This window comes from Plantactinospora endophytica (assembly GCF_016862915.1).
GTDB lineage: Bacteria > Actinomycetota > Actinomycetes > Mycobacteriales > Micromonosporaceae > Plantactinospora > Plantactinospora endophytica.
In genome coordinates this window covers 329,363-348,822 of sequence record NZ_BONW01000028.1, presented here as the reverse complement: position 1 = coordinate 348,822, position 19,460 = coordinate 329,363, and the positions used below count along the sequence as shown (strand labels likewise).

Here is a 19,460-nt window from a genome sequence, read left to right as displayed (position 1 = left end):
TCCTGCCGTACGGTCAGTTACGCGGGTTCCACTGCTGGTTCGTGCCGCCGTGGCAGGCCCAGAGGTGCACCTTCGTGCCGTTCGCGGTGCCCTGGCCACTCGCGTCGAGGCAGAGGCCGGACTGCACCCCGGTGATGGTGCCGTTCGCGTTGACGATCCACTGCTGGTTGGCCTGACCGTTGCAGTCCCAGATGATCGCCAGGGTGCCGTTGGCCGTCCCCTGACCGGAGGCGTCCAGGCACTTGTTGCCGTACACGGTCAGTTGCCGGCCTGTGGTGTACGTCCACCGCTGGTTCGTCCCGCCGGTGCAGTCCCAGAGCTGCGCCTGGGTGCCGTTGGTGGTACTCGACCCGCCGATCTCGAGGCAGCGGCCGGACTGACCACCGACGAGCTGCACGTTCTGCTGCCCACCGCCGGTCTGCGGCCCGGCGGCCGCCATCACGGCCTGGGCGCCGGACGGCCAGTTCCCGCCCGTCACCGTGACGTTGCCGGAGACGACGTTGCCCCGGTCGCCGTTGGTGACGTTGGTGCTGCCGTTGGTCGACCAGTTGTTGGTGACGGTGAAGTTGCCCATGTTCTCGGCGAACCAGTAGTTGGCGGTGGCCCAGGTACCGGTGTTCGAGAAGACGTTGTTCCGGGCGGTCCAGTACCGTGAGCCCTCGTCGAAGTAGATCCCGAAGTAGCCGTTGGTCCGCAGGCAGTAGTTGTCGCTGACCAACCCGCCCTGGTTCGCCGACAGCGTGTAGATGCACCCACCGTCGTTCATCTGCTGCATCACGTCGTGCACGTAGTTGCCGACGAGCCGGTTGTTCGACGCCGTGGTCGGGGTCGAGTAGCGCGGCTGGTAGTTGTACAGGCCCCGGTCGGCGTAGTGGTTGCTTCCGCCGGCGTCGTTGGCGCCCCACCCGTACCCCATCGACATGCCGGTGTACGGCAGGTTGTACACCTCGTTGTACGAGACGGTGGCGTTGGTGACGTAGGTGGTCAGCACCGACACGATGCCCCGGTGCTCCACACCGAGGTCGTGCAGCCGGTTGTTGCTGATCGTGATGTCCCGGTTGACCATGCGCTGGTCGCCGGGATGGTGCGCGTCCGCACGTACGCCGCCGACGACGATGCCGCCGGCCGAGTTGCGGGCGATCTCGGACCTGGTGATGGTGATGTTGCTGGCACCGAGCCCGACCCCGCTGCCGTGGGCGCTGACGTCGTTGCCGATGCCGATCGCCGTCTGCCCCAGGTTGACGAACTGCGAGTCGGTGAAGGTGATGTTGTTGGCGGCGGAGATCTGCACCGCGGCGGGCGACTGGAGCCAGTTCGGTCGGGCGGCCTCGAACTGCGGACAACCGTTGTGGCAGGAGCTGAAGCTGGGCCAGCTCCAGTTGCCGGCGATGTAGGCGCCGGTCTGCTGGTCCGCGTAGCCCTGGTTGCTGCTGGGTCCGAGCCAGCTCGTGCCGGTGAAGGTGATCCCGCTGAACGTCATGTGGTGCGCGGGCGCGTCGTAGCTTCCGCCGAGGCTGACCAGGGACTGGAGCGTCGGCAGCTCGACACTGACGTTGCTCATGTTCTGGCCGCTGAGCGGGATGTAGGAGAGCGCGCCGGTCGCCGGATCGAGATACCACTCTCCGGGCGCGTCCAGGAACTCGTAGGCGTTGCTGAGGTAGAGCGGACCCGCCCGGTGCGGGCTGGTGAAGGTGTCGTACCCGAAGTTGTTGTTGCTCCAGCCGGGCTGTTGCATCGTGATCAGGTTTCCGTTGATGCTCTGCACCGAGACGTACCGGTCGGTGAACGAGTTCACGCTCTCCATCTGGATCCGGTTCTCGTTCGCCAGATTGTTCAGGTAACCCAGGGCGCTGTTGGTGAACCTCATGCCGGTGCTGTCAGCGGTGAAGTCGGCCCGGTTGACCTGGGTACGGGCCCGGGTGGCGATGGCGCCGCCGACGTAGAGCTGCCGGCTGTCGAGGCCGGCGCCGACGTTGGCCCGCCAGATGTTCCGCCCGGCGTCGGCGAGGGACCAGCCGGTGACCGCCCGCGCACCAGTGATCACCGGCCGGGCGGACGGCGCCGCCTGCCAGCTCACCCGGTAGCCGTTCGTTCCCGAATCGGCGGCCGTCAACCGCAGCGGCGAGGTGAGCCGGTACACCCCGTCGGCGAGTTGGACGACGATGTCGCCGGACATCCCGCCGGTACGGGATCGGACCGCGCTCTGCGCACCGGTCAGGGAACACGGGGCGGCGGCGGTGCACGCGGTGCCGCTGCCGGCGGGGGCGGCGTAGAGGGTGGTGGTGGCCGCGAGTGCGGGAGCGGCCGTAACGGTGACAACGGCGGCGGCCACGGTGGTCACGGCCGCCGCCGCGGCTCCGGCCAGCGCCCACCGCCGGGCAGCGGGCTCTGAGGGTACGGACACGGGAGGTCTCCTTACCGGGGATGGGGGTGGTGTGGTGTGGCCGATGGTCCAGCGGTGCCTGGTGGACGCTGCGCGGTCGTCGGCGCTGAGCACGAGTCGCCGCCGGCAGCAGGCGCGGCCGGGGACCACGCCGGCATCGATCCGTGGCGCCGCTGAGCCCGGCACCGGTGAACTCGACTGTGGAGAGTTCATCATACGAATTACGTCTCCGCAAGACATCGATCGCCATCGCAGGAACGAAAGCCCTCCGGGTCAGCGGAGGATGCGCCGGAGATGGTCCGGACCATCCCGGGCGAGCCGATCCTGTGCCGGGGCGAGCGGACGCCAGATCGACGCGGCGGTGGCGATGCTCTCGTTCTCGACGGTGAACGACGCGATGCAGACCGCGCCCCGATAACCGGTGGCGTCCCTGCGGTCAGTGCGGGGTGCTGGGCCAAACGTCGTTGTGGGAGTGCAGCGGCGCGTTCGGCAGCCGCCGCGCGGAGACGACGCCGTCGACTCCGGCCAGTAGTCGCCGTCCGGCCCGCTCCGGCCGGACGTGGGGACCCTCGGACACCTGCGCCTCCGGACGGCGGGTGGTCGCCCGGATCCGCTCTTCGTCGACCCGGACGCCCAGGCCGGGCGAGTCACCGAGCACGTAGGCACCGTCCTCGACGTACAGGTCGACGGAGATGCCGACCGGCGGGACCAGCTCCTGCAACTCGCTGGTCAGGTGGTTCGGCACCGAGGTGGCGGCGTGCAGCAGCCCGACCGGACTGTTGCCGATCGGGCTGACCGGCAGGTCATGGGCGTGCGCCAGGGCGGACGCCCGCAGGAAGTGGGTGACTCCCCAGACGGCGGCCATCTGCACGATGTCGACCGCCCCGCCGGAGATCAGCGGACGGTACTGTTCGAGCCCGGTGAGGTTCTCCCCGGTGGCCACCGACGCCCGGATTCCCCGGCCGACGGCGGCAAGGCCCTCGGCGTCCCAGCGCCGGACGGGCTCCTCGATCCAGATGAGGTCGAGGGTGCGCTCGAGTTCGCAGACGTGCCGGACCGCCTGTTTGCGGGTCCAGACCTCGTTCACGTCGAGCATCAGCCCTGGCCGCCGTCCGTGCCCGGCCTCGGTCAACACGTCCCTGACCAGGCAGAGGCGGTGCCGGTCGCGGTCGATGTCGAGCCCGCCCTTGAGCTTGGCGGCCCGCAGGCCGTGGCGGGCGTAGACCTCGTACGCCGAGACGAGTTCGTCGTCGGTCAACCCGATGTCCAGACCGGACGCGTACGCGGGTACCCGTCGGTCGCGTCCGCCCAGCAGCCGCCACAGTGGCTCGCCGGCCGCCTGTGCCTTGATGTCCCAGAGGGCGGTGTCGAGCGCGCCGATGGTGCCGAACACCGGGCCCGCATGGCCCGCCTTGAAGGTGTGCCGCAGCATGCGGTCGTAGAGTGTCGTCACGGCGCGGGGGTCCTCGCCGTCGATGGCGGCGAAGATCCTCTCGATCTCCACGTGCGGCCCGAGGCCGACCCCCGAGATGCCCTCGTCGGTCTCGACGATGACGATCGACACCGGGACCACCCCGTCGGAGAAGACTCCGTTGGCGTCGCCGACCGGCCGCCCCCATTCCTGGACCGTGCTGACTGTCCGATATCCGGTGATCCGCATGTCAGCCCTTCGTGGCACCGGCGGCGACGCCGTCGGCGATCTGGCGCTGGAGGAACAGGTAGACCACCAGCACCGGTATCGCGGCGATCAGCACTCCGGAGGCGAAGGTGGGGATGTCGTCGGAGTACTGCCCGCGCAACGAGGTGACGCCGACCATGAGCGTCCGGTGCTCGGCCGAGGGCATCATCACCAGCGACATGAGGACGTCGTTCCAGCAGAACAGGGCGTTGAGGATGCCGACCGAGAGCAGCGCAGGGATGCCCAGGGGCAGCATGATCCGGCGGTACACGCCGTACACGCTGTTGCCGTCGATCCTGGCCGCGTCGACGATCTCCGGCGGGATGGTTCTGTAGTAGCTCGTCATGAGGAAGACGGTGAAGGGCAGGAACTGGGCCACGTAGACGAGGACCAGCCCGGGGTACGTGTCGACGAGGCCGGTGTCCGCCATGATCCGCGCGAGCGGCACCATGATCACCTGGAACGGGACGAACAGGCCCGCGAGGCAGCCCAGGAAGATCGCCGTCGAACCACGGAACCGCAGTTGGCTCAGGGCGAAGCCGGCCATCGACCCGAACAGCAGCAGCAGACCCACCGAGACGGTCACCACGAGCAGGGAGTTAACGAAGTACCGGCCCATGCCGACGCTGGTCCACGCGGTGCTGATGTTCTCCCAGCGCAGCGCGTCGGTCAGGGAGAACCGGTCGAGGATGTAGTCGCGCCGGGTCTTCATCGCGACGTTGGCGGTGAACAGCAGGGGGTAGACCGTCGCCAGCGCGAGCAGCGCCATCGGGATGGCGACCAGCCACCGGCCCGGACGGATGCGGGACATCAGACCTCCCTCGCCGCCCGCTTGAGCAGCTTGATCTGGAGCAGCCCCACGACGAGCATGATCACGAAGAGCACCGTCGAGGCGGCCGACGCGAGGGCCGGCCGGTTCATCTGTCCCTGCTGGATCCAGATGTAGTACTCCGGCAGGTACGTCGACCCCTCCGGACCACCGCTGGTCATGACGTAGAGCAGACCGAACATCGAGGTCAGCATTCCGATCATCGTGGTCACGAAGACGAACTGGATGGTGCGCGACAGGCCCGGGACGATCACGTGCCAGATGACCTGGGGCAGCGACGCCCCGTCCACCCGGGCCGCGTCCAGGAGCGCGGAGTCCAGGGTGGCGAAACCGGCGAGGAACACCACCAGGCCCATCCCGAAGGTCGCCCAGACGTGCACGCCGACCACGACGAACATCGCGACGTCCGGGTCCCCGAGCCAGTCCACGGCACCGACGCCGACCGATCCGAGGACGGCGTTGACCGGGCCGTCGAAGGCGAGCAGGAGGTTGAAGATCGCGCCGACGATGACCGGGGAGAGCACCGCCGGGAAGAAGTAGACGCTGCGGTAGAGCCGGTGGCCGGGCACCCGGAGGTAGATGAACGTCGCCAGCAGCCCGGGGATCGCCACCGCCACCGGAAGCAGCAGTACCAGCAGTCCCACGTTGCCCAGCGCCGTGCGGAACAGCGGGTCCCGGAGGAGTTCCAGGTAGTTGTCGAGACCGACCGCCACCCCGTTCCGCTCGCCGTCGCCGGTGAAGGAGAAGTTGACGCCGAGCAGCAACGGGTAGAGCCGCAGCAGCACGATGATCAGGACGGCCGGCGCCAGCAGGACGTAGGGGGCGAGGCGCTCGGACCGCATGCCACGGCCGCGCCGGGAACGGGCCACGCCACGGCGGGTGGCGGCCCCGGCCGCCCCGTCGGTCCGTCCGACCCGGGCCGGACGGACCGACGGCTGTACCTCTCCGATCGGCACGGGCTCAGCCCGCTCGGTCGGAAGCGGCCAACTGCTTCACCACCTCGTCGACGGTGATCGAGCCGCCGAGCAACTGTTGGGAGAGCCGACCCATCAGGTCCAGGGTCTTCGAGGAGAGCGCCACGTGCAGGGCGGGTTTCCCGCCCTTGATCTCGGAGACGATCGCGGCGACGGCCGGGCCGCCCTGCGACACGTCGACCGTGGTGTCGGCGGCGATCGCGCCGGCGTCGGCGTAGAAGGCCTTCAACGCGTCGGTCGAGGTCAGCGCCCGCACCAGGTCGGCCGCCACCTTCGGGTCCTTCGTCCACCTGGCGACCCCGTAACCGATCCCGCCGTCGTACGGGAGGCTCGGGGTGGTGCCGGCGGTGACGACCGGGGCGTCCATCACGCCGAGCTTGTCCGGCGTGAGGAACTCGCCGAAGTCCTTCCAGTGCCCCACGTCCGACATCAGCCCGATGACGTGGGCGGCCTTACCGGACTGGAAGAGCGCGAAGGAGTCGTTGAACATCGCGGTCGAGTTCGCGCCCTCGTTGTTCAGGCCCGCGTCGCCGGCCTCCTTCCAGAGCTGGAAGATCCGCTTGACGTTGGGCGAGGTCCAGTCCCGCCTGCCGGCGATCCAGTCGTCGTACTCCGTGGCGGTGAGCACGCCCGATGCCAGGCCCGAGAGCCAGAACTGGATGCCGGCACCCTCCTTGTTGCCGAGGGCGAAGCACTTCGCGCCGACCTTGGCGATCGCGGCGCAGTCGGCGAGGAGTTTGCTCCACGTCGTGGCCGGGCCGGCCGGATCGAGCCCGGCCTTCTCGTAGATCGCCTTGTTGTAGTAGATGGGGTGGCCCTGCAGGGTCACCGGGCTCGCGTAGACCTTGCCTTCCTTGGTGAACGCGTCCCAGCCGGCCAACCGCTGCCTGTCCTCGGCCACGTACTCGTCCAGCGGCACCAACGCGTCGACCCGGTCGCGGATCTGACCGCCGCCGTTGAACAGCATGACGTCCGGGCCCTTGCCGGACTGGATCGCCGCACCGAGCAGCGTGTAGTACTGGTCGAAGGGCTGCGCGACGAACTCGACCGTCACGTCCGGATGCTTCTTCGCGAAGTCCGCCTTCGCCTTCTCCAGGTAGGGTGCGGCGGAAGCCTCGCCGGACTTCCAGTCCCACACCACCAGCTTGCCCTCCGACCCGCTCGGCGACGAGTCCGACCCGGTGGCACTTCCGCAGCCCGCCAGCGCCAGTCCCGCAACGAGGACCGCCGACCACATTGCTCGCTGTTTCATCGCTGTCACCTTCGAACGTGGGGTGGCCGGTGGCCCGACCGTGAGGTGTCATCGTTACGCGGAAACGTAACTCGTATGATGTCTAGCGTCAACGGTCGGTCGTACACTGATCACGGACACCGGGCTACCGGCGCGGTGGGCCACCCGAAGGGGATAACGACGCCGTCGCAGGAGGCCGCCTTGAATGCTCCAGTGTCCCCGGCCTGGACACGACGACCGGCCAACCTCGCCCGGGCGGTCACCGCCGAGCTGGTGGAGCGCATCGTCCGGGGGACGCACCCGTCCGGGACCTCACTGCCGCCCGAGCCGGTGCTCTGCGAAACCTTCTCGGTGAGCCGGACCGTCGTCCGGGAAGCGGTCAAGATCCTTCAGGAGAAGGGGCTGGTGCAGGTCCGCCAGGGCGCCGGCACCATGGTCACCCCGCCGTCGTCGTGGGACATGCTCGACGAACTCGTGCTCGCGGCCACCATCGCCGAGGACGACAGCCTCGCCATCCTCGACGACCTCGTGGTCACCCGGCGGGTGCTGGAGTCCGACATGGCGAACGTCGCCGCCCGGCTGGCCGACCAGGAGACCATCGAGCGGTTGCACGCTCTGGTGCAGCGGATGGACGAGGTCGTGGCCGACCACGTCACCTACCACGAGCACGATCGCGCCTTCCACGACACGATCATGCAGGCGTCCGGCAACCGCATCGCCCGTGGTGTCGTACGCGCGCTGGAGAGCCAGGTGGTCAACACCGCCCGGTACATGGGCCGGACCGAACGTTCCCTGTGCGAGGCGTCCAACCGTGGACACCGACGCATCTACGAGCGCATCGCCGCCCACGACCCGGACGGCGCCGCCGAGGCGATGTTCACCCACATCACCGAGGCGTGGCTCGTCCGCCGCAGCGGACCGGGCAGCCCCAGCCGACTCCAACGCTGATCGCCGGCCCGGCGGGCTCGCGGCCACAGCGGTGCCGGCACCCCTGCTCGCCGCGAACCCACCCGTCCGGTCTCCGACACCTGTCACGAGAACTGCGCGAAGAACCGCCAGATCTCCCCCTTGGTCCAGGTGGTGATGCCGCTCTCGGCGTAGCTCCCCTCCACCGGGCCGGGCATGTGACCGTTGTCGAACGCCGCCCACTGCACCGGGTAGCCGGACCGGCAGCCCGAGTACGCGGTGGTGACGTGCGTCCGACTGCCCGCCGCCGGCTCCGGTGGGTTCTGGGCGGCGCAGCCGTTGTTCCGGACGAAGGTGTCCCGCAGCGACCGCCCCTGGGAGATGTTCAGGACGTTGTCCGAGATGCCGTGCAGCCCGAAGTACGCGATCGGCTGGGTACCGCCGCTACACCCGCTGATCTGTGCCCCGGCGATGACCGCGACGGCCCGGAACACGCTCGCCCGGGCGCAGGCGAGGGCGTAGCTCATGCCGCCGCCCCAGCTGAAGCCGAGCGCGAAACGCTGCCTCGGGTTGACGCAGAGGTCGCTCTCGATCCGTCGGAGCATGTCGTCGACGAAGGTCACGTCCTCGCCGCCGGAATTGCCCCAGCCGTTGCCCAGCCCCTGTGGCGCGACCAGGATCGCCGAGTTGTTCGACTGCTCCTGCTGGCCGTAGTAGGACCAGGCCGCCCCACTGGTGCCGCCCGAGGAGATCTCCTGCATGGTGCCGCCCCGCCAGTGGAAAGCGAAAATCAACCGGTACGGGTTGCCGTTGTTGTAGTTGGCCGGCATCCGCAGGATGAAGGAACGGCTCTTCCCGTTGCTCTGGATCGTGTGCGTGCCGCTCGACAGCGTCGGGGCCCTGCCGCAGCCGCTGCCCCCCGTCGGCGGATTGCCGCCGTCGACGCGGGCGAGCTGCCACTGCTGGTTCGCGCCGTTCCAGTCGGCGTACTGCACGATGTTTCCGCCGTCCGCCGAGGAGGCGCCCTGCACCTCGACGACCTTTCCGCTGTGCCGGCTGACCAGCCGGACGTACCCTCCGTCGGAGTCGGCCAGCCGGAACTGCTGGTTCGTCGCGTTGAGGTCAGACCACTGCACGATCGCACCGCCGTCGGCGGTCGACCAGTTGTGCACGTCGAGGACCTTGCCGGAGTGCCGGGACTTCAGCCGGTAGTAGCCGCCCCCCGAGTCCACGAACTGCCACTGCTGGTTCGCGCCGTTGTTCCGCGTCCACTGGCTGATCCGCGCGCCGTCGTTGGTCGCCGAGGCGTACAGGTCCAACGCCTTGCCGCTGTTCCGGTTCACCAGGACGTACCAGGCGGCGGTGTCCACAGTGGCCGCCGAGGCGGGCGCGGCGTTCACCGCGACGAGCGTGCCGGCCGCGACGACCGACGCCGTCGCGACGGCCAGCCCCGACCGCCAGCGACGTCTCCGAGCTGAGGCGGGACGAGCCTCACCGGTGGCCTTCATGATCCGCTCCTTCGATCGGGGTCGCACACGGGCAGAACGGACGCGTGCGCCCGGGGATGTGTGCCGCGCTCCGGTGGTGGTGGCGAGGGCACGGTGGATTGGTCCGGGCGTCGACGTGCCCACCGCGACGGAGCGCCGGCGGTGCCGTGGCCGAACGGTCGTGGCGAGGCCGCGCGTGTCGCGCCGGGCGCGTCAGGGCTCCCGGCAGCCTGCTGACCCGCGATGAAAAGTTAGCGCTCACATCGTCATACGTCAAACGACTCATGTCAATGGCTGGTCGTACCGGCGGCCGGCGGCGGCTGAGATAGTAGAGCCCAATCCCAGCGCGGAGCCCCAACGAGCGTCCGGCCCCGACCCGGAGCCCGGGTCGGGGCAACAGCGGCGGCCGATCGCCGTGCCGGTCGGCCGCCGCGACTCGGCGCGTCGTCCGGGCCGACCGCGCCCGCGCGCTATCCCTTCACGGAGCCCTGGAGCAGGGCCTTGATGAAGTGGCGCTGGAAGACGAGGAACACCACCAGGACCGGCGTGAGGATGAGCAGCGAACCGGCACAGAGCAGTACCTGGTCGGTGCCCCACTGGCCCTGGAAGGCACCGAGCGCGCCGGCCATCGTACGTTTGCCGGGATCGTCGACGAGCACGATGGCGAGCAGGAACTGGTTCCAGGTCCAGAGGAACAGCAGAATCGTCAGCGACGCGATCGCCGGCCGGGCGAGCGGCACCTGGACCCGCCAGAAGAGCTGCCAGGTGGTGCTGCCGTCGACGCGGGCGGCATCGGCGATCTCCTGGGGCACGTTGACGAAGTGGGCGCGCATCCAGAAGACGGCGAACGGCATGTACAGGCCGATCAGCGGCAGGATGATCGCCCACCGGGTGTTCAGCAGGCCGAGATCGCGTACCTGGTAGTAGATGGGCGTGATCACGGCCTCGAACGGAAGGGTGAGGCCGAGCAGGAAGAGCAGGAAGACGAACCGGCCACCGGGTACCCGCAGGTGGCCGAGCCCGAAGCCGGCCATGGTGGCGACGAGGACCGAGACGGGTACGACGCCGGCGACGATGAGCAGGCTGGACCGGAGCAGCGCGGACATGTTGGCGACGGTGAACGCGTCGACGAAGTTGCCCCACTGCGGATCCGACGGCCAGGCCAGGCCGGCGGGGACGGAGCCGCGGGGCTGGAGCGCGGCGGAGAGCATGCTGACGAACGGCAGCAGCGTCACCAGGACGAGGGCGACGAGGAACAGCCGGCCGGTGAGCTGTTCGCGGCGGCTCAGCTTCATCCCCTGTCCTCCCGGGTGAGTCGCTGGATCGGCAGGACGCAGAGCAGTACCAGCGCCATCAGCACCACGCCGAGGGCGGAGGCGAGGCCGACCTGGCGCTGGGCGAACGCGAGGCGGTAGATCTCCAGGCCGGGCACGGTGGTCTGTAGACCGGGGCCGCCGCCGGTGGAGATGTAGACGATGTCGAAGCTGGCCAGCGCGGCGATGACGGTGACCGTGAGACACACGCCGATCTCCTGGCGCAGGCCGGGCAGGGTCACGGCGAGGAACTCCCGGACCGGGCCGGCACCGTCGATGCGGGCCGCCTCGTACAGCGCGGGATCGATCTTGCTCATCCCGGTGACCAGCAGGATCGTGCAGAGACCGAGCAGTACCCAGGCGCCGATCACGCCGACGGCGGGAAGGGCGGTGTCGAACTCGCCGAGCCAGGCCCGCGCCAGGCCGCCGAGTCCGACCCCCCGGAGCACCTGGTTGACCAGTCCCGTGGAGGAGAGCAGCCAGCTCCAGGCGATGCCCGCCGCGACGAGCGGGATGACCTGCGGGAGGAAGAGCACGGTACGCACCACGGTGCCGAACGGACCGCCGGCGATCCGTCGGACCACGGTCGCGACGAGCAGGCCGAGACCCACCGGAATGAAGCTGAAGAAGACGATCAGGACGAACGCGTTCCCGATGATCCTCAGCAGGTCGCTGTCGGTGAAGACCGTGACGTAGTTCTGCAACCCGGCCCAGCGGGCCACGCCGATGCCGTTCCAGTGGTAGAGCGAGTACTGGAAGGTCAGCGCGAGCGGGCGCAGCACGAACACGGCGTAGAAGAGCAGGGCTGGCAGCACGTAGAGCCAGCCGCTCCACCGGGCCGTGCGGGCCCACCGGGTTCGGCGGGCCCGCACCGCGGGTGGGATCACCGGGACAGTTCCTTCTCGTACTCCGCCTGGACCGCCTTCACGTACCCCTCGGGGTTCTGCTGTCCGGCGACGAGCTTCTGCATCTCCGGGGTGATCGCAGAGGCGAAGATGGCACCGGTGGCGTTGGCGGTGAAGTCGACCGCGCCGTTCTCCGCGCCCAGTTGCGCGGCGGCCCTGAGCGTCTCGGCCAGCACCGTGCCCTCGGTGACCGGCGGCAGGGTCAGGTCCGGCGGGCCGCCCGGGCTGGAGCCACCCACCTTCACACAGATCTCCCGGGCCTTGTCGTTGGTGTGCACCCAGTTGAGGAAGAACGCCGCCGCGTCCGGGTGCTTGGCCTTGGCGCCGACGCCGAACGTGTTCGGGGCGGACATCGCCACGTGCTTGGCGCCGGGCGCCTCACCCGGGAAGAGGAAGAAGCCGACGTTGCCCGCCATGGCCTTGTCCAGGTTGGCCGACTCCCAGTCGCCGTTGAACATGAACAGGCCGCCGCCCTGCTGGAACTGGCCGTTCATCGCGGTGTAGTCGATCGCGTTCGCGTCCTTCGGGAAGTAACCGGCCTGGGCCCACCGCTGGATCGTCTGGGTGGCCTTGAGCGCGGCCGGGGTGTCGAACGTGGCACCCGGCTTCTGGAAGATCCAGTCGGCGATCTGGGCCGGGTCGCCGAACTGGTTCTGCAACGCCTGGTGCGGGAAGTTGATCCCCGCCGTGTTCTTGTTGAACTGCATGATCGGCTGCACCTGGGCGGCCTTCGCCTTCGCCAACAGTTCCTCGAACTCGGCGACCGTGGCCGGCGGCTGGGTCATGCCGACCTTCTGGGCCAGTTGCTTGTTGTAGAAGACGCCGGTGACGCTGTAGCCGAGACCCATCCCGTACAGCGAGCCGCTGCCGCGCGGCCGACCGCCCTCGGCCACCCGCAACTGCACAAGCTGCGACGCCGGGAACTTCTCCCACCCGTACGCCGTGAAGTAGGGGTCGAGGTTCTTCAGCAGCCCGTCCTTGACCAGGTCGACCATGGTGGGCAGCCGGATGATGTCCGGCGCGCTGTCCGAGGCGAGTACCCGGGGCGCGTTCTCCACGATGACGGTGAACTGGTCCTCCCGGACGTTGAACCGCACGTTCGGGTACTGCTTGGTGAACTCCTCCGTGAGCGCCTTCGCCAGCGGGAAGCCGGTCTCGGCGTACATCTCCAGGGTGATCTGCTCGCTGCCGAGTTGGGTACTGACCGAACCACTTGTGGCTCCCGACGACGGCTGGTCCGCACCGGGCGCGCTGCACGCCGTCGCCACCACCGCCGCAGCCGTCAGTGGCACGACCAGCATCATGCCACGCCGCGAAAACCGTCTTGCTGTATATCCGGACATCTATGGCTCCCTGCTCGTACCGCACCCGCCGGTGCCCGCGCACGGCGCGGCGGCTCCCGTGTCGACTCCGCAGGACGGCGGAACGACTCCGTGCGCGATCCTTCTGCGGCGCCGGAACCGCTGGTGTCCCGGCCCGGCGTCGCCAATATCAACAAAACAAGCCGCTAAACTGATTTAGCAAGAGCATGGTCGCCAAGGTCACCGGTGTCAAGAACCATCCGGCACCGACCCGGCGCCCGTCCCGCCTCGGCAGCCGACCAGGTTGGCCGGGGTGGCGCGGCTGTCCGCCGGGGCGGGCGCCACAGCATGATGGGGCGGGACGGCTGCCTGATTCGGAGGATCGATGGGAAACAACAGGGTCACGCTGGCGGATGTGGCGCGCCGGGCCGGTCTGTCGAAGACCGCCGTATCGCTGGTGCTGAACGGACGGGAGGGCACCCGACTCTCCGCCGAGGCACACCAGCGGGTCTTCGCCGCCGCCGAGGAACTCGGCTACCGGCCCAACATCGCCGCCCGGAGCCTGCGTACCCGCAAGACCGCCACCATCGCGTTCGTCTCCGACGTCGTCGCCACCACGCGCTTCGCCGGTGGCCTGATCCGGGGCGCCCTGGACGCCGCCCGGGAACGCAACCACGTACTGCTCATCGCCGAGACGCAGGGCGACACGTCGTTCGAGCAGCACGCCATCGACGCCATGATCGACCGCCAGGTCGACGGTGTCATCTACGCCGCCATGGCCACCCGCCGGCTGACCGTGCCACCGGCACTCCTGGCCAATCCCGTGGTCCTGCTCAACGCCACCAGCCCGGACGGCCTGCCCTGCGTGCTGCCCGACGACGAGCAGGCCGGGCACACCGCCGCCAGGACCTTGCTCGACCACGGCCATCGGGACCGCATCGCGGTCGTCGGCCGCAACCGCCTCAAGGAGCACGATCCCGAGGTCTCCCTCGCCGCAGACGCACGGATGCGCGGCATCCAGCGCGCCCTGTCCGAGGCCGGCACGAGCCTGGGCCACGAGGTGTTCTGCCGCGACTGGCTGCCGGAGTACGGGTTCTCCGCGATGAGGTCCCTGCTGCACAGGTCGCCGCGACCGACCGCCGTCATCTGCATGAACGACCGGCTGGCGTTCGGCGTCTACCAGGCGCTCGCGGACGCCGGGCTCGGCGTGCCCGGCGACGTCTCGGTGATCTCGTTCGACGACGATCCGATCGCCGCCTGGCTACGCCCGGCGCTGTCCACCGTCGCCATCCCACACGAGCCGATGGGTCGCCGCGCCGTGGAACTGCTCCTCGACGGCAACACCGCCGGGCGGCGCCTGGTGCCGATGTCGCTGCGGCGCCGAAGCTCCGTCGCCCCGCCGGCCTGACGGCCGCCAGCCGCCGCCGTCGGTCCAGCACGTCGCGCTAAACCGATTTATCGAGTACCTTCCGAGCATGCTTCGACTGCCCGACCACTGGGTGTGGGACAGCTGGTACGTCCGCGACGACGACGGCGACTGGCACGTGTTCTTCCTGCGCGCCCCCCGCGCCCTGCGCGATCCGGGGCAGCGGCACCACCGCGCCGTGATCGGCCATGCCGTCTCCACCGACCTGCGCTCCTGGCGTCCGCTGCCCGACGCGCTCGTCGCCGCCGACGCACCGGCCTGGGACGACCTGGCCACCTGGACCGGCTGCACGCTACGCGGCCCGGACGGACGGTGGTACCTGTTCTACACCGGGGTCAGCCGGGCCGAACAGGGTCTGGTCCAGCGCATCGGCGTGGCGGTCTCCGTCGACCTGGTCAACTGGCACCGGTACGGCGACGGCCCGCTGGTCGAGGCCGACCCGACCTGGTACGAACTGCTCGACCCGACCGCCTGGTACGAGCAGGCCTGGCGCGACCCGTGGGTGTTTCCGGACCCGGACGGCGACGGCTGGCACATGCTGATCACCGCCCGCGCGAACACGGGGCCGGCGGCCGGTCGCGGTGTCGTCGGCCATGCCACCTCACCCGACCTGCTCCACTGGACCGTCCGACCGCCGCTGTCCGCTCCGGCCGGATTCGGCCACCTCGAGGTGCCACAGGTCGCGGTGGTGGACGGGCAACCGCTGCTGCTCTTCTGCACCAACACCGGCGCCGTCCCGCACCGCGTCTGGGCGGTGCCGGGGCTGTCCGTCGACGGACGGTGGAACGTCGCCGCCGCGCGCCCGTTCCCGCATCCGCACCTGTACGCGCCGCGCCTCGTGCCGGACGACGACGGCGGCTGGGCACTCATCGGTTTCCTCGACCAGGTCGACGACGTGTTCGTCGGCGAACTCACCGATCCGATCCCGGTGCGCTACGACCCGGCGACCGGCCTGGTCGCCCGCGCGCCCGAAGACGGTGTACCGGTCGTCCTCGGCCGGACGGCACGACCATGAACGGGGGCGCTTCCGACCGGTGACGCGCCGCCGGACTCGCCGACGAGGTGTCCACCGGAACACGCGGCGGGACACCTCGTTCCGTCAGCCCGGGGCAGCGTCACCACCGGGATCGTGCCCGGCGGCGGGCTCGCCCGGCTCGAGCCTTCCGTCGACCCGTCTGGGGATCTCGCGGAAGCCGTCCCCGAGTTCCTCCGGCAGCAGCCAGTCCGGGACGCCCTGCCAGGCAAGCGGGCGCAGGAACCGACGGATCGACGTCGCGCCGACCGACGTGTGCAGGGAGTTGGTCGACGGCCAGGGGCCGCCGTGGTGCTGGGCCCAGGAGACCCGGACCCCGGTCGGATAACCGTCGAAGACGATCCGACCGGTGGTCGCGGCGAACCGGTCCGCCACCCGTCGAACCGCTGCCCGGTCGTCGTCCGTGCCGGCGTGGATCGACCCGGTGAGCGACGGCGGAACGGCCGCGAGGACGGCGTCGAGGTCGGCGACCTCGTCGTAGCGGACCGCGACCATCAACGGGCCGAAGCACTCGTCGGCGATCTCGGCGGAGAACCGGGAGATGTCGATCTCCAGGAGTACCGGAGCCACGGTGAAGCCGGTCGCCGATCCGATGTCGGGTCGCGCCGACACCTGCGCCCCCGCCCGCTCCAGCCTGGCTTCCCCCTCGACGAAGGCGTCCCGGATCCGCTCGTTGAGCAGAACTGCCCCGCCGGCCGAGGCGACCTGGTCCCGGAGCGACCCGAGCAGCTCGTCGCCGGCCGGTCCGGACGGGACGAACGCCAGGCCCGGCTTGGTGCAGAGCTGACCCCCCGATCCGGTGAAGGAGGCGAAGAGTCCGTCGGCGATCTGTCCGGCCCGCTCGGTGGCCGCCGCCGGCAGGACGACGATCGGGTTCACACTGCTGAGTTCGCCGTAGAACGGGATGGGCTGTGGGCGCTCGTCGATGGCCGCCTGGATGGCCCGGGCCGCGGCGAGGGAGCCGGTCAGCGCGGCGGCGCGGACGGCCGGATGACGTACCAGCGCCAGGCCCGCGTCCTGGCCGTGCACGATCGCGACCACCCCCTCGGGGCCGCCCTGTCGACGGACGGCCGCCGCGATCGCGTCCCCGGACGCCTGCGACGTCAACGGATGGGACGGGTGCGCCTTCACGACGACCGGACAGCCGGCAGCGAGCGCCGAAGCGGTGTCGCCACCGGCGACCGAGAAGGCGAACGGGAAGTTGCTCGCCCCGAACACGGCGACCGGCCCCAACGGCACGAGCATCCGCCGTACGTCCGGAGCCGGTCCGAGCGGTGTCTCGGCGGCATGGTCGATCGCGGCTTCGACGTACCCGCCGTCCCGCAGCACGTCGCCGAACATCCGGAACTGGACGACCGCCCGGGTGAGTTCGAAGTCGAGTCGCGCGTGGCCCAGGCCGGTCTCGCCCTCGGCGGTGGCGACGAGGTCCGCGCGGCGGGACTCGATCGAGGCGGCGATCTCGTCGAGCAAGGCGGCGCGACCGACCCGTCCGATCCCGGCGAGCCACTCCGCCGCTTCGGAGGCGCGGCTGATGTGCGCCGCCAGCTCCTGTCGGCTGGTCTCCCTGAGGTCGGTCTCGCGGCGCCGACCGTCCCTCGGGTCGACGGTGCTGACGACGTTCACAGCAGTCCCCTCCTGGCCAGGTTGCCCATCAGGTCCCGGACGCCGAAGTCCCAGGGTTCGCACTCCTCCGCGTGCTGCACCCGGTTGACCAGGGTGCCCAACGGCGGCGAACTGATCCTGACAACGTCGCCGACCTTGTGGGTGAACCCCTCCGTCGGACGGTCCCGGTCCTGGATCGGCGCGAACATCGTGCCGAGCATCAACACCGCACCGTCCGGGTACTGATGGTGCGGACCGACCAACTGCGCCACCAACGACTCCGGATCCCGCGACATCAACGTCATGTCCGACACCGACTCCAGCCGGAAACCGTCCTCACCCTCGATCTCCAACAACACCTCCAGCCGACGTACCCGGTCCAGGTCGAACCGGTCGTCGAAGAGCCGGACCAACGGCCCCAGCGCGCACGACGCGTTGTTGTCCTTGGCCTTCGGCAGCAACAGCGCCGACCGTCCCTCGACATCCCGCAGGTTCACGTCGTTGCCGAGCGTGGCACCCACCGCCCGCCCGCTCGACTGCACCACCAACGCCACCTCGGGCTCCGGGTTGTTCCACGTCGACGCCGCCAGCACCCCGACCGCGACAGCGGTCCCGACGGCGGAGAGAACCTGCCCCTTGGTGAAGATCTCCGCATCCGGCCCGATCCCCACCTCCAGGTACTGACTCCAGATTCCCTCGGCGACCAACAGGCTCTTCAGCCGCGCCGCCTCCGCCGAGCCCGGCGACAGATCCTGCAGGTCACCCCCGACACCGGCGAGCGTGCGCTGCCGGATGTCCGCCGCGAGCCCCAGGTCACCCCGGGCCCGCTCCTCGATCACCCGCTCGATCATCGAGACCGCGAACGTCACCCCGGCCGCCTTCACCGCCTGTAGGTCCACCGGAGCGAGCAGCCACGGTCGGCCGGGATCCCGACTCGCGACACCGGTGTTGGCCAGCACCTCCGCCAGGGTGCCCACCCATCGGCCGGCCAGCCCGGCCACCACGGCGGCGGGCTCGGGCAACTCGCAGATGTCCCGCACGGTCGGGAAGTCCGTACTCACGTCGAAGACCTCGCCGCCGCGTACCACCACCGGCGAGGGGCCACCGAGGAGCGGATCCCAGATCCGGCCGATAAGTACGCTCTCCTCGGCATCGTCCGGCAGCGCGTCGGCAGCGGTCCCGAACCAGTCGGGCCCGGACGGTGGCAGCGTCACAGCGCGTCTCCCAGGTTGAAGAAGGAGCGCTCGTTCCCGGGGCGGATGTCGTAGACGGCGTCCTGGAACAGGCGCATGGGGTGTGGCGTGAAGGGGTGCCGGGCGATCGCCTCGAGGTCGAGCTCGATGCCGAGCCCGGGACCCGTCGGAACCAGGACGTCACCCTCCGGTGTCAGCACGAGCCGTTCGTTGGTGATCTCGGGACGCCAGGGCACGTCCGTGGCCATGATCTCCAGGTACCGGAAGTTGGGCAGGGTCGCGCCGAGTTGCAGCGTCGCCGCGGTGCTCAACGGGCCGCTGGGATTGTGCGGCGCGAAGCCGACGTAGCTGGTCGCGGCCAGCGTCGAGATGAAGGCCAGTTCCGCGATCCCCCCGGCGTGCGTCACGTCGGGCTGGACGAAGTCGACCGCCTGCCGGGCGAGCGCCGGTGCGAAGCCCTGCCGGCCGAACCACCGCTCGCCGGCGGCGATCGGCACCGGCGAGGCGCGACGGATGTCGACCAGGGCGTCGAGGTTGTCCGGCGGGCACGGCTCCTCGAACCACACCGGGTCGAACTGCGCGATCTCTTTGGCGATCTTGACAGCGTGCCGTACGTCGAACCGGCCGTGGCCCTCGATGAACAACTCGACGTCCCGCCCGACGGCGGAGCGAACGGCGTCGATCTGGGCGAGCGCGCGGTCGAGCTGCCGGGAGGTGATCGTCAGGTCGTAGTTCTCGAACGGGTCCCACTTCAGGCCCCGGAAGCCGCTCTCGACCGTGCTGCGTGCGGCGGCTCCGTAGTCCTCGGGCGTGACGGCGCCGGAGAACCAGCCGTTCGCGTAGGCGCGTACCCGGTCCCGGGTGGCGCCGCCGAGCAGGCGGGAGACCGGGACACCGAGTTCCCGGGCCGAGATGTCCCAGAGCGCCATCTCCAGCGCGCTCAGCGCGGTCATGATGACCGGGCCGCCCCGCCAGTACCAGTCCCGGGCCAGCTCGTAGAGGGTGCCCGAGATTCGGGTCGGGTCGAGCCCGGTGACGGCTTCGGCGAGTTCGGCGACCGCTCCCTGGACGGCGCGTTCCTTGCCTTCCAGCGTCGCCTCGCCGAGCCCGGTTATGCCCTCGTCGGTGGTGACCCGGACGAGTACGAGGTTGGTGCGGTAGAAGTCGACGACGAGCGCGTCGACCGAGGTGATCTTCAT

15 protein-coding genes are annotated in these 19,460 nt (G+C 69.9%); 3 read left to right on the top strand and 12 right to left on the bottom strand.

Translation table 11 applies throughout. The features are described from left to right. Nucleotides 1-13 precede the first annotated feature (13 nt). The 5 genes from Pen02_RS27450 to Pen02_RS27430 all read right to left on the bottom strand — a co-directional run bounded on the left by Pen02_RS27450 (nt 14) and on the right by Pen02_RS27430 (nt 7,116). Nucleotides 14-2,404, bottom strand: a complete 2,391-nt coding sequence (locus tag Pen02_RS27450) for an RICIN domain-containing protein (RefSeq protein ID WP_203868996.1) — start codon at nt 2,402-2,404, stop codon at nt 14-16. A gap of 415 nt (nt 2,405-2,819) precedes the next feature. Continuing rightward, complete coding sequence (locus tag Pen02_RS27445) at nt 2,820-4,043, bottom strand: mandelate racemase/muconate lactonizing enzyme family protein (RefSeq protein ID WP_203868995.1); 1,224 nt, start codon at nt 4,041-4,043, stop codon at nt 2,820-2,822. A gap of 1 nt (nt 4,044) precedes the next feature. Beyond that, a complete protein-coding gene (locus Pen02_RS27440; RefSeq protein WP_203868994.1) occupies nt 4,045-4,872 on the bottom strand; it encodes a carbohydrate ABC transporter permease in 828 nt (275 codons plus the stop codon). Further along, nucleotides 4,872-5,732, bottom strand: a complete 861-nt coding sequence (locus Pen02_RS27435) for a carbohydrate ABC transporter permease (protein ID WP_239141360.1) — start codon at nt 5,730-5,732, stop codon at nt 4,872-4,874. Before Pen02_RS27435 ends, Pen02_RS27440 begins: the two co-directional genes overlap by 1 nt. A 118-nt stretch (nt 5,733-5,850) precedes the next feature. Continuing rightward, a complete protein-coding gene (locus Pen02_RS27430; RefSeq protein WP_203868992.1) occupies nt 5,851-7,116 on the bottom strand; it encodes an ABC transporter substrate-binding protein in 1,266 nt (421 codons plus the stop codon). A gap of 180 nt (nt 7,117-7,296) precedes the next feature. Here Pen02_RS27430 and Pen02_RS27425 point away from each other — a divergent pair, with 180 nt between their 5' ends. After that, entirely contained in the window at nt 7,297-8,043 is a 747-nt protein-coding gene (locus Pen02_RS27425; RefSeq protein ID WP_239141358.1) for a FadR/GntR family transcriptional regulator, read from the top strand. Nucleotides 8,044-8,126: 83 nt separating this feature from the next. On the opposite strand, the gene Pen02_RS27420 is transcribed toward Pen02_RS27425, so the two are convergent. The 4 genes from Pen02_RS27420 to Pen02_RS27405 form a co-directional block, all read right to left on the bottom strand. Further along, nucleotides 8,127-9,509 carry an RICIN domain-containing protein gene (locus Pen02_RS27420; RefSeq protein ID WP_203868990.1) on the bottom strand — a complete coding sequence of 461 codons (1,383 nt, stop codon included), beginning with the start codon at nt 9,507-9,509 and terminating at the stop codon, nt 8,127-8,129. Nucleotides 9,510-9,958: 449 nt separating this feature from the next. Next, nucleotides 9,959-10,783, bottom strand: coding sequence for a carbohydrate ABC transporter permease (locus Pen02_RS27415; RefSeq protein WP_203868989.1), 825 nt, complete (start codon nt 10,781-10,783; stop codon nt 9,959-9,961). Next, nucleotides 10,780-11,688, bottom strand: coding sequence for a carbohydrate ABC transporter permease (locus Pen02_RS27410; protein WP_203868988.1), 909 nt, complete (start codon nt 11,686-11,688; stop codon nt 10,780-10,782). The genes Pen02_RS27415 and Pen02_RS27410 overlap by 4 nt, the downstream gene beginning before the upstream one ends. Then, nucleotides 11,685-13,007 carry an ABC transporter substrate-binding protein gene (locus Pen02_RS27405; protein ID WP_239141397.1) on the bottom strand — a complete coding sequence of 441 codons (1,323 nt, stop codon included), beginning with the start codon at nt 13,005-13,007 and terminating at the stop codon, nt 11,685-11,687. Before Pen02_RS27405 ends, Pen02_RS27410 begins: the two co-directional genes overlap by 4 nt. Nucleotides 13,008-13,392: 385 nt before the next feature. Here Pen02_RS27405 and Pen02_RS27400 point away from each other — a divergent pair, with 385 nt between their 5' ends. Then, nucleotides 13,393-14,415 carry a LacI family DNA-binding transcriptional regulator gene (locus Pen02_RS27400; RefSeq protein ID WP_203868986.1) on the top strand — a complete coding sequence of 341 codons (1,023 nt, stop codon included), beginning with the start codon at nt 13,393-13,395 and terminating at the stop codon, nt 14,413-14,415. 67 nt (nt 14,416-14,482) lie between these two features. Further along, nucleotides 14,483-15,448: a glycoside hydrolase family 68 protein gene (locus tag Pen02_RS27395; RefSeq protein WP_203868985.1), complete on the top strand. Its 966-nt coding sequence runs from the start codon at nt 14,483-14,485 to the stop codon at nt 15,446-15,448. Between the two features lie 84 nt (nt 15,449-15,532). Here Pen02_RS27395 and Pen02_RS27390 read toward each other — a convergent pair whose 3' ends face one another. The 3 genes from Pen02_RS27390 to Pen02_RS27380 are packed head-to-tail and all read right to left on the bottom strand — an operon-like array spanning nt 15,533 to nt 19,460. Continuing rightward, complete coding sequence (locus Pen02_RS27390) at nt 15,533-17,089, bottom strand: aldehyde dehydrogenase (NADP(+)) (RefSeq protein ID WP_203868984.1); 1,557 nt, start codon at nt 17,087-17,089, stop codon at nt 15,533-15,535. Further along, the gene (locus tag Pen02_RS27385; RefSeq protein WP_203868983.1) at nt 17,086-18,282 is read right to left on the bottom strand and encodes a fumarylacetoacetate hydrolase family protein; all 1,197 of its coding nucleotides are present in this window, start codon (nt 18,280-18,282) and stop codon (nt 17,086-17,088) included. Before Pen02_RS27385 ends, Pen02_RS27390 begins: the two co-directional genes overlap by 4 nt. Next, nucleotides 18,279-19,460: a mandelate racemase/muconate lactonizing enzyme family protein gene (locus tag Pen02_RS27380; protein ID WP_203868982.1), complete on the bottom strand. Its 1,182-nt coding sequence runs from the start codon at nt 19,458-19,460 to the stop codon at nt 18,279-18,281. Before Pen02_RS27380 ends, Pen02_RS27385 begins: the two co-directional genes overlap by 4 nt.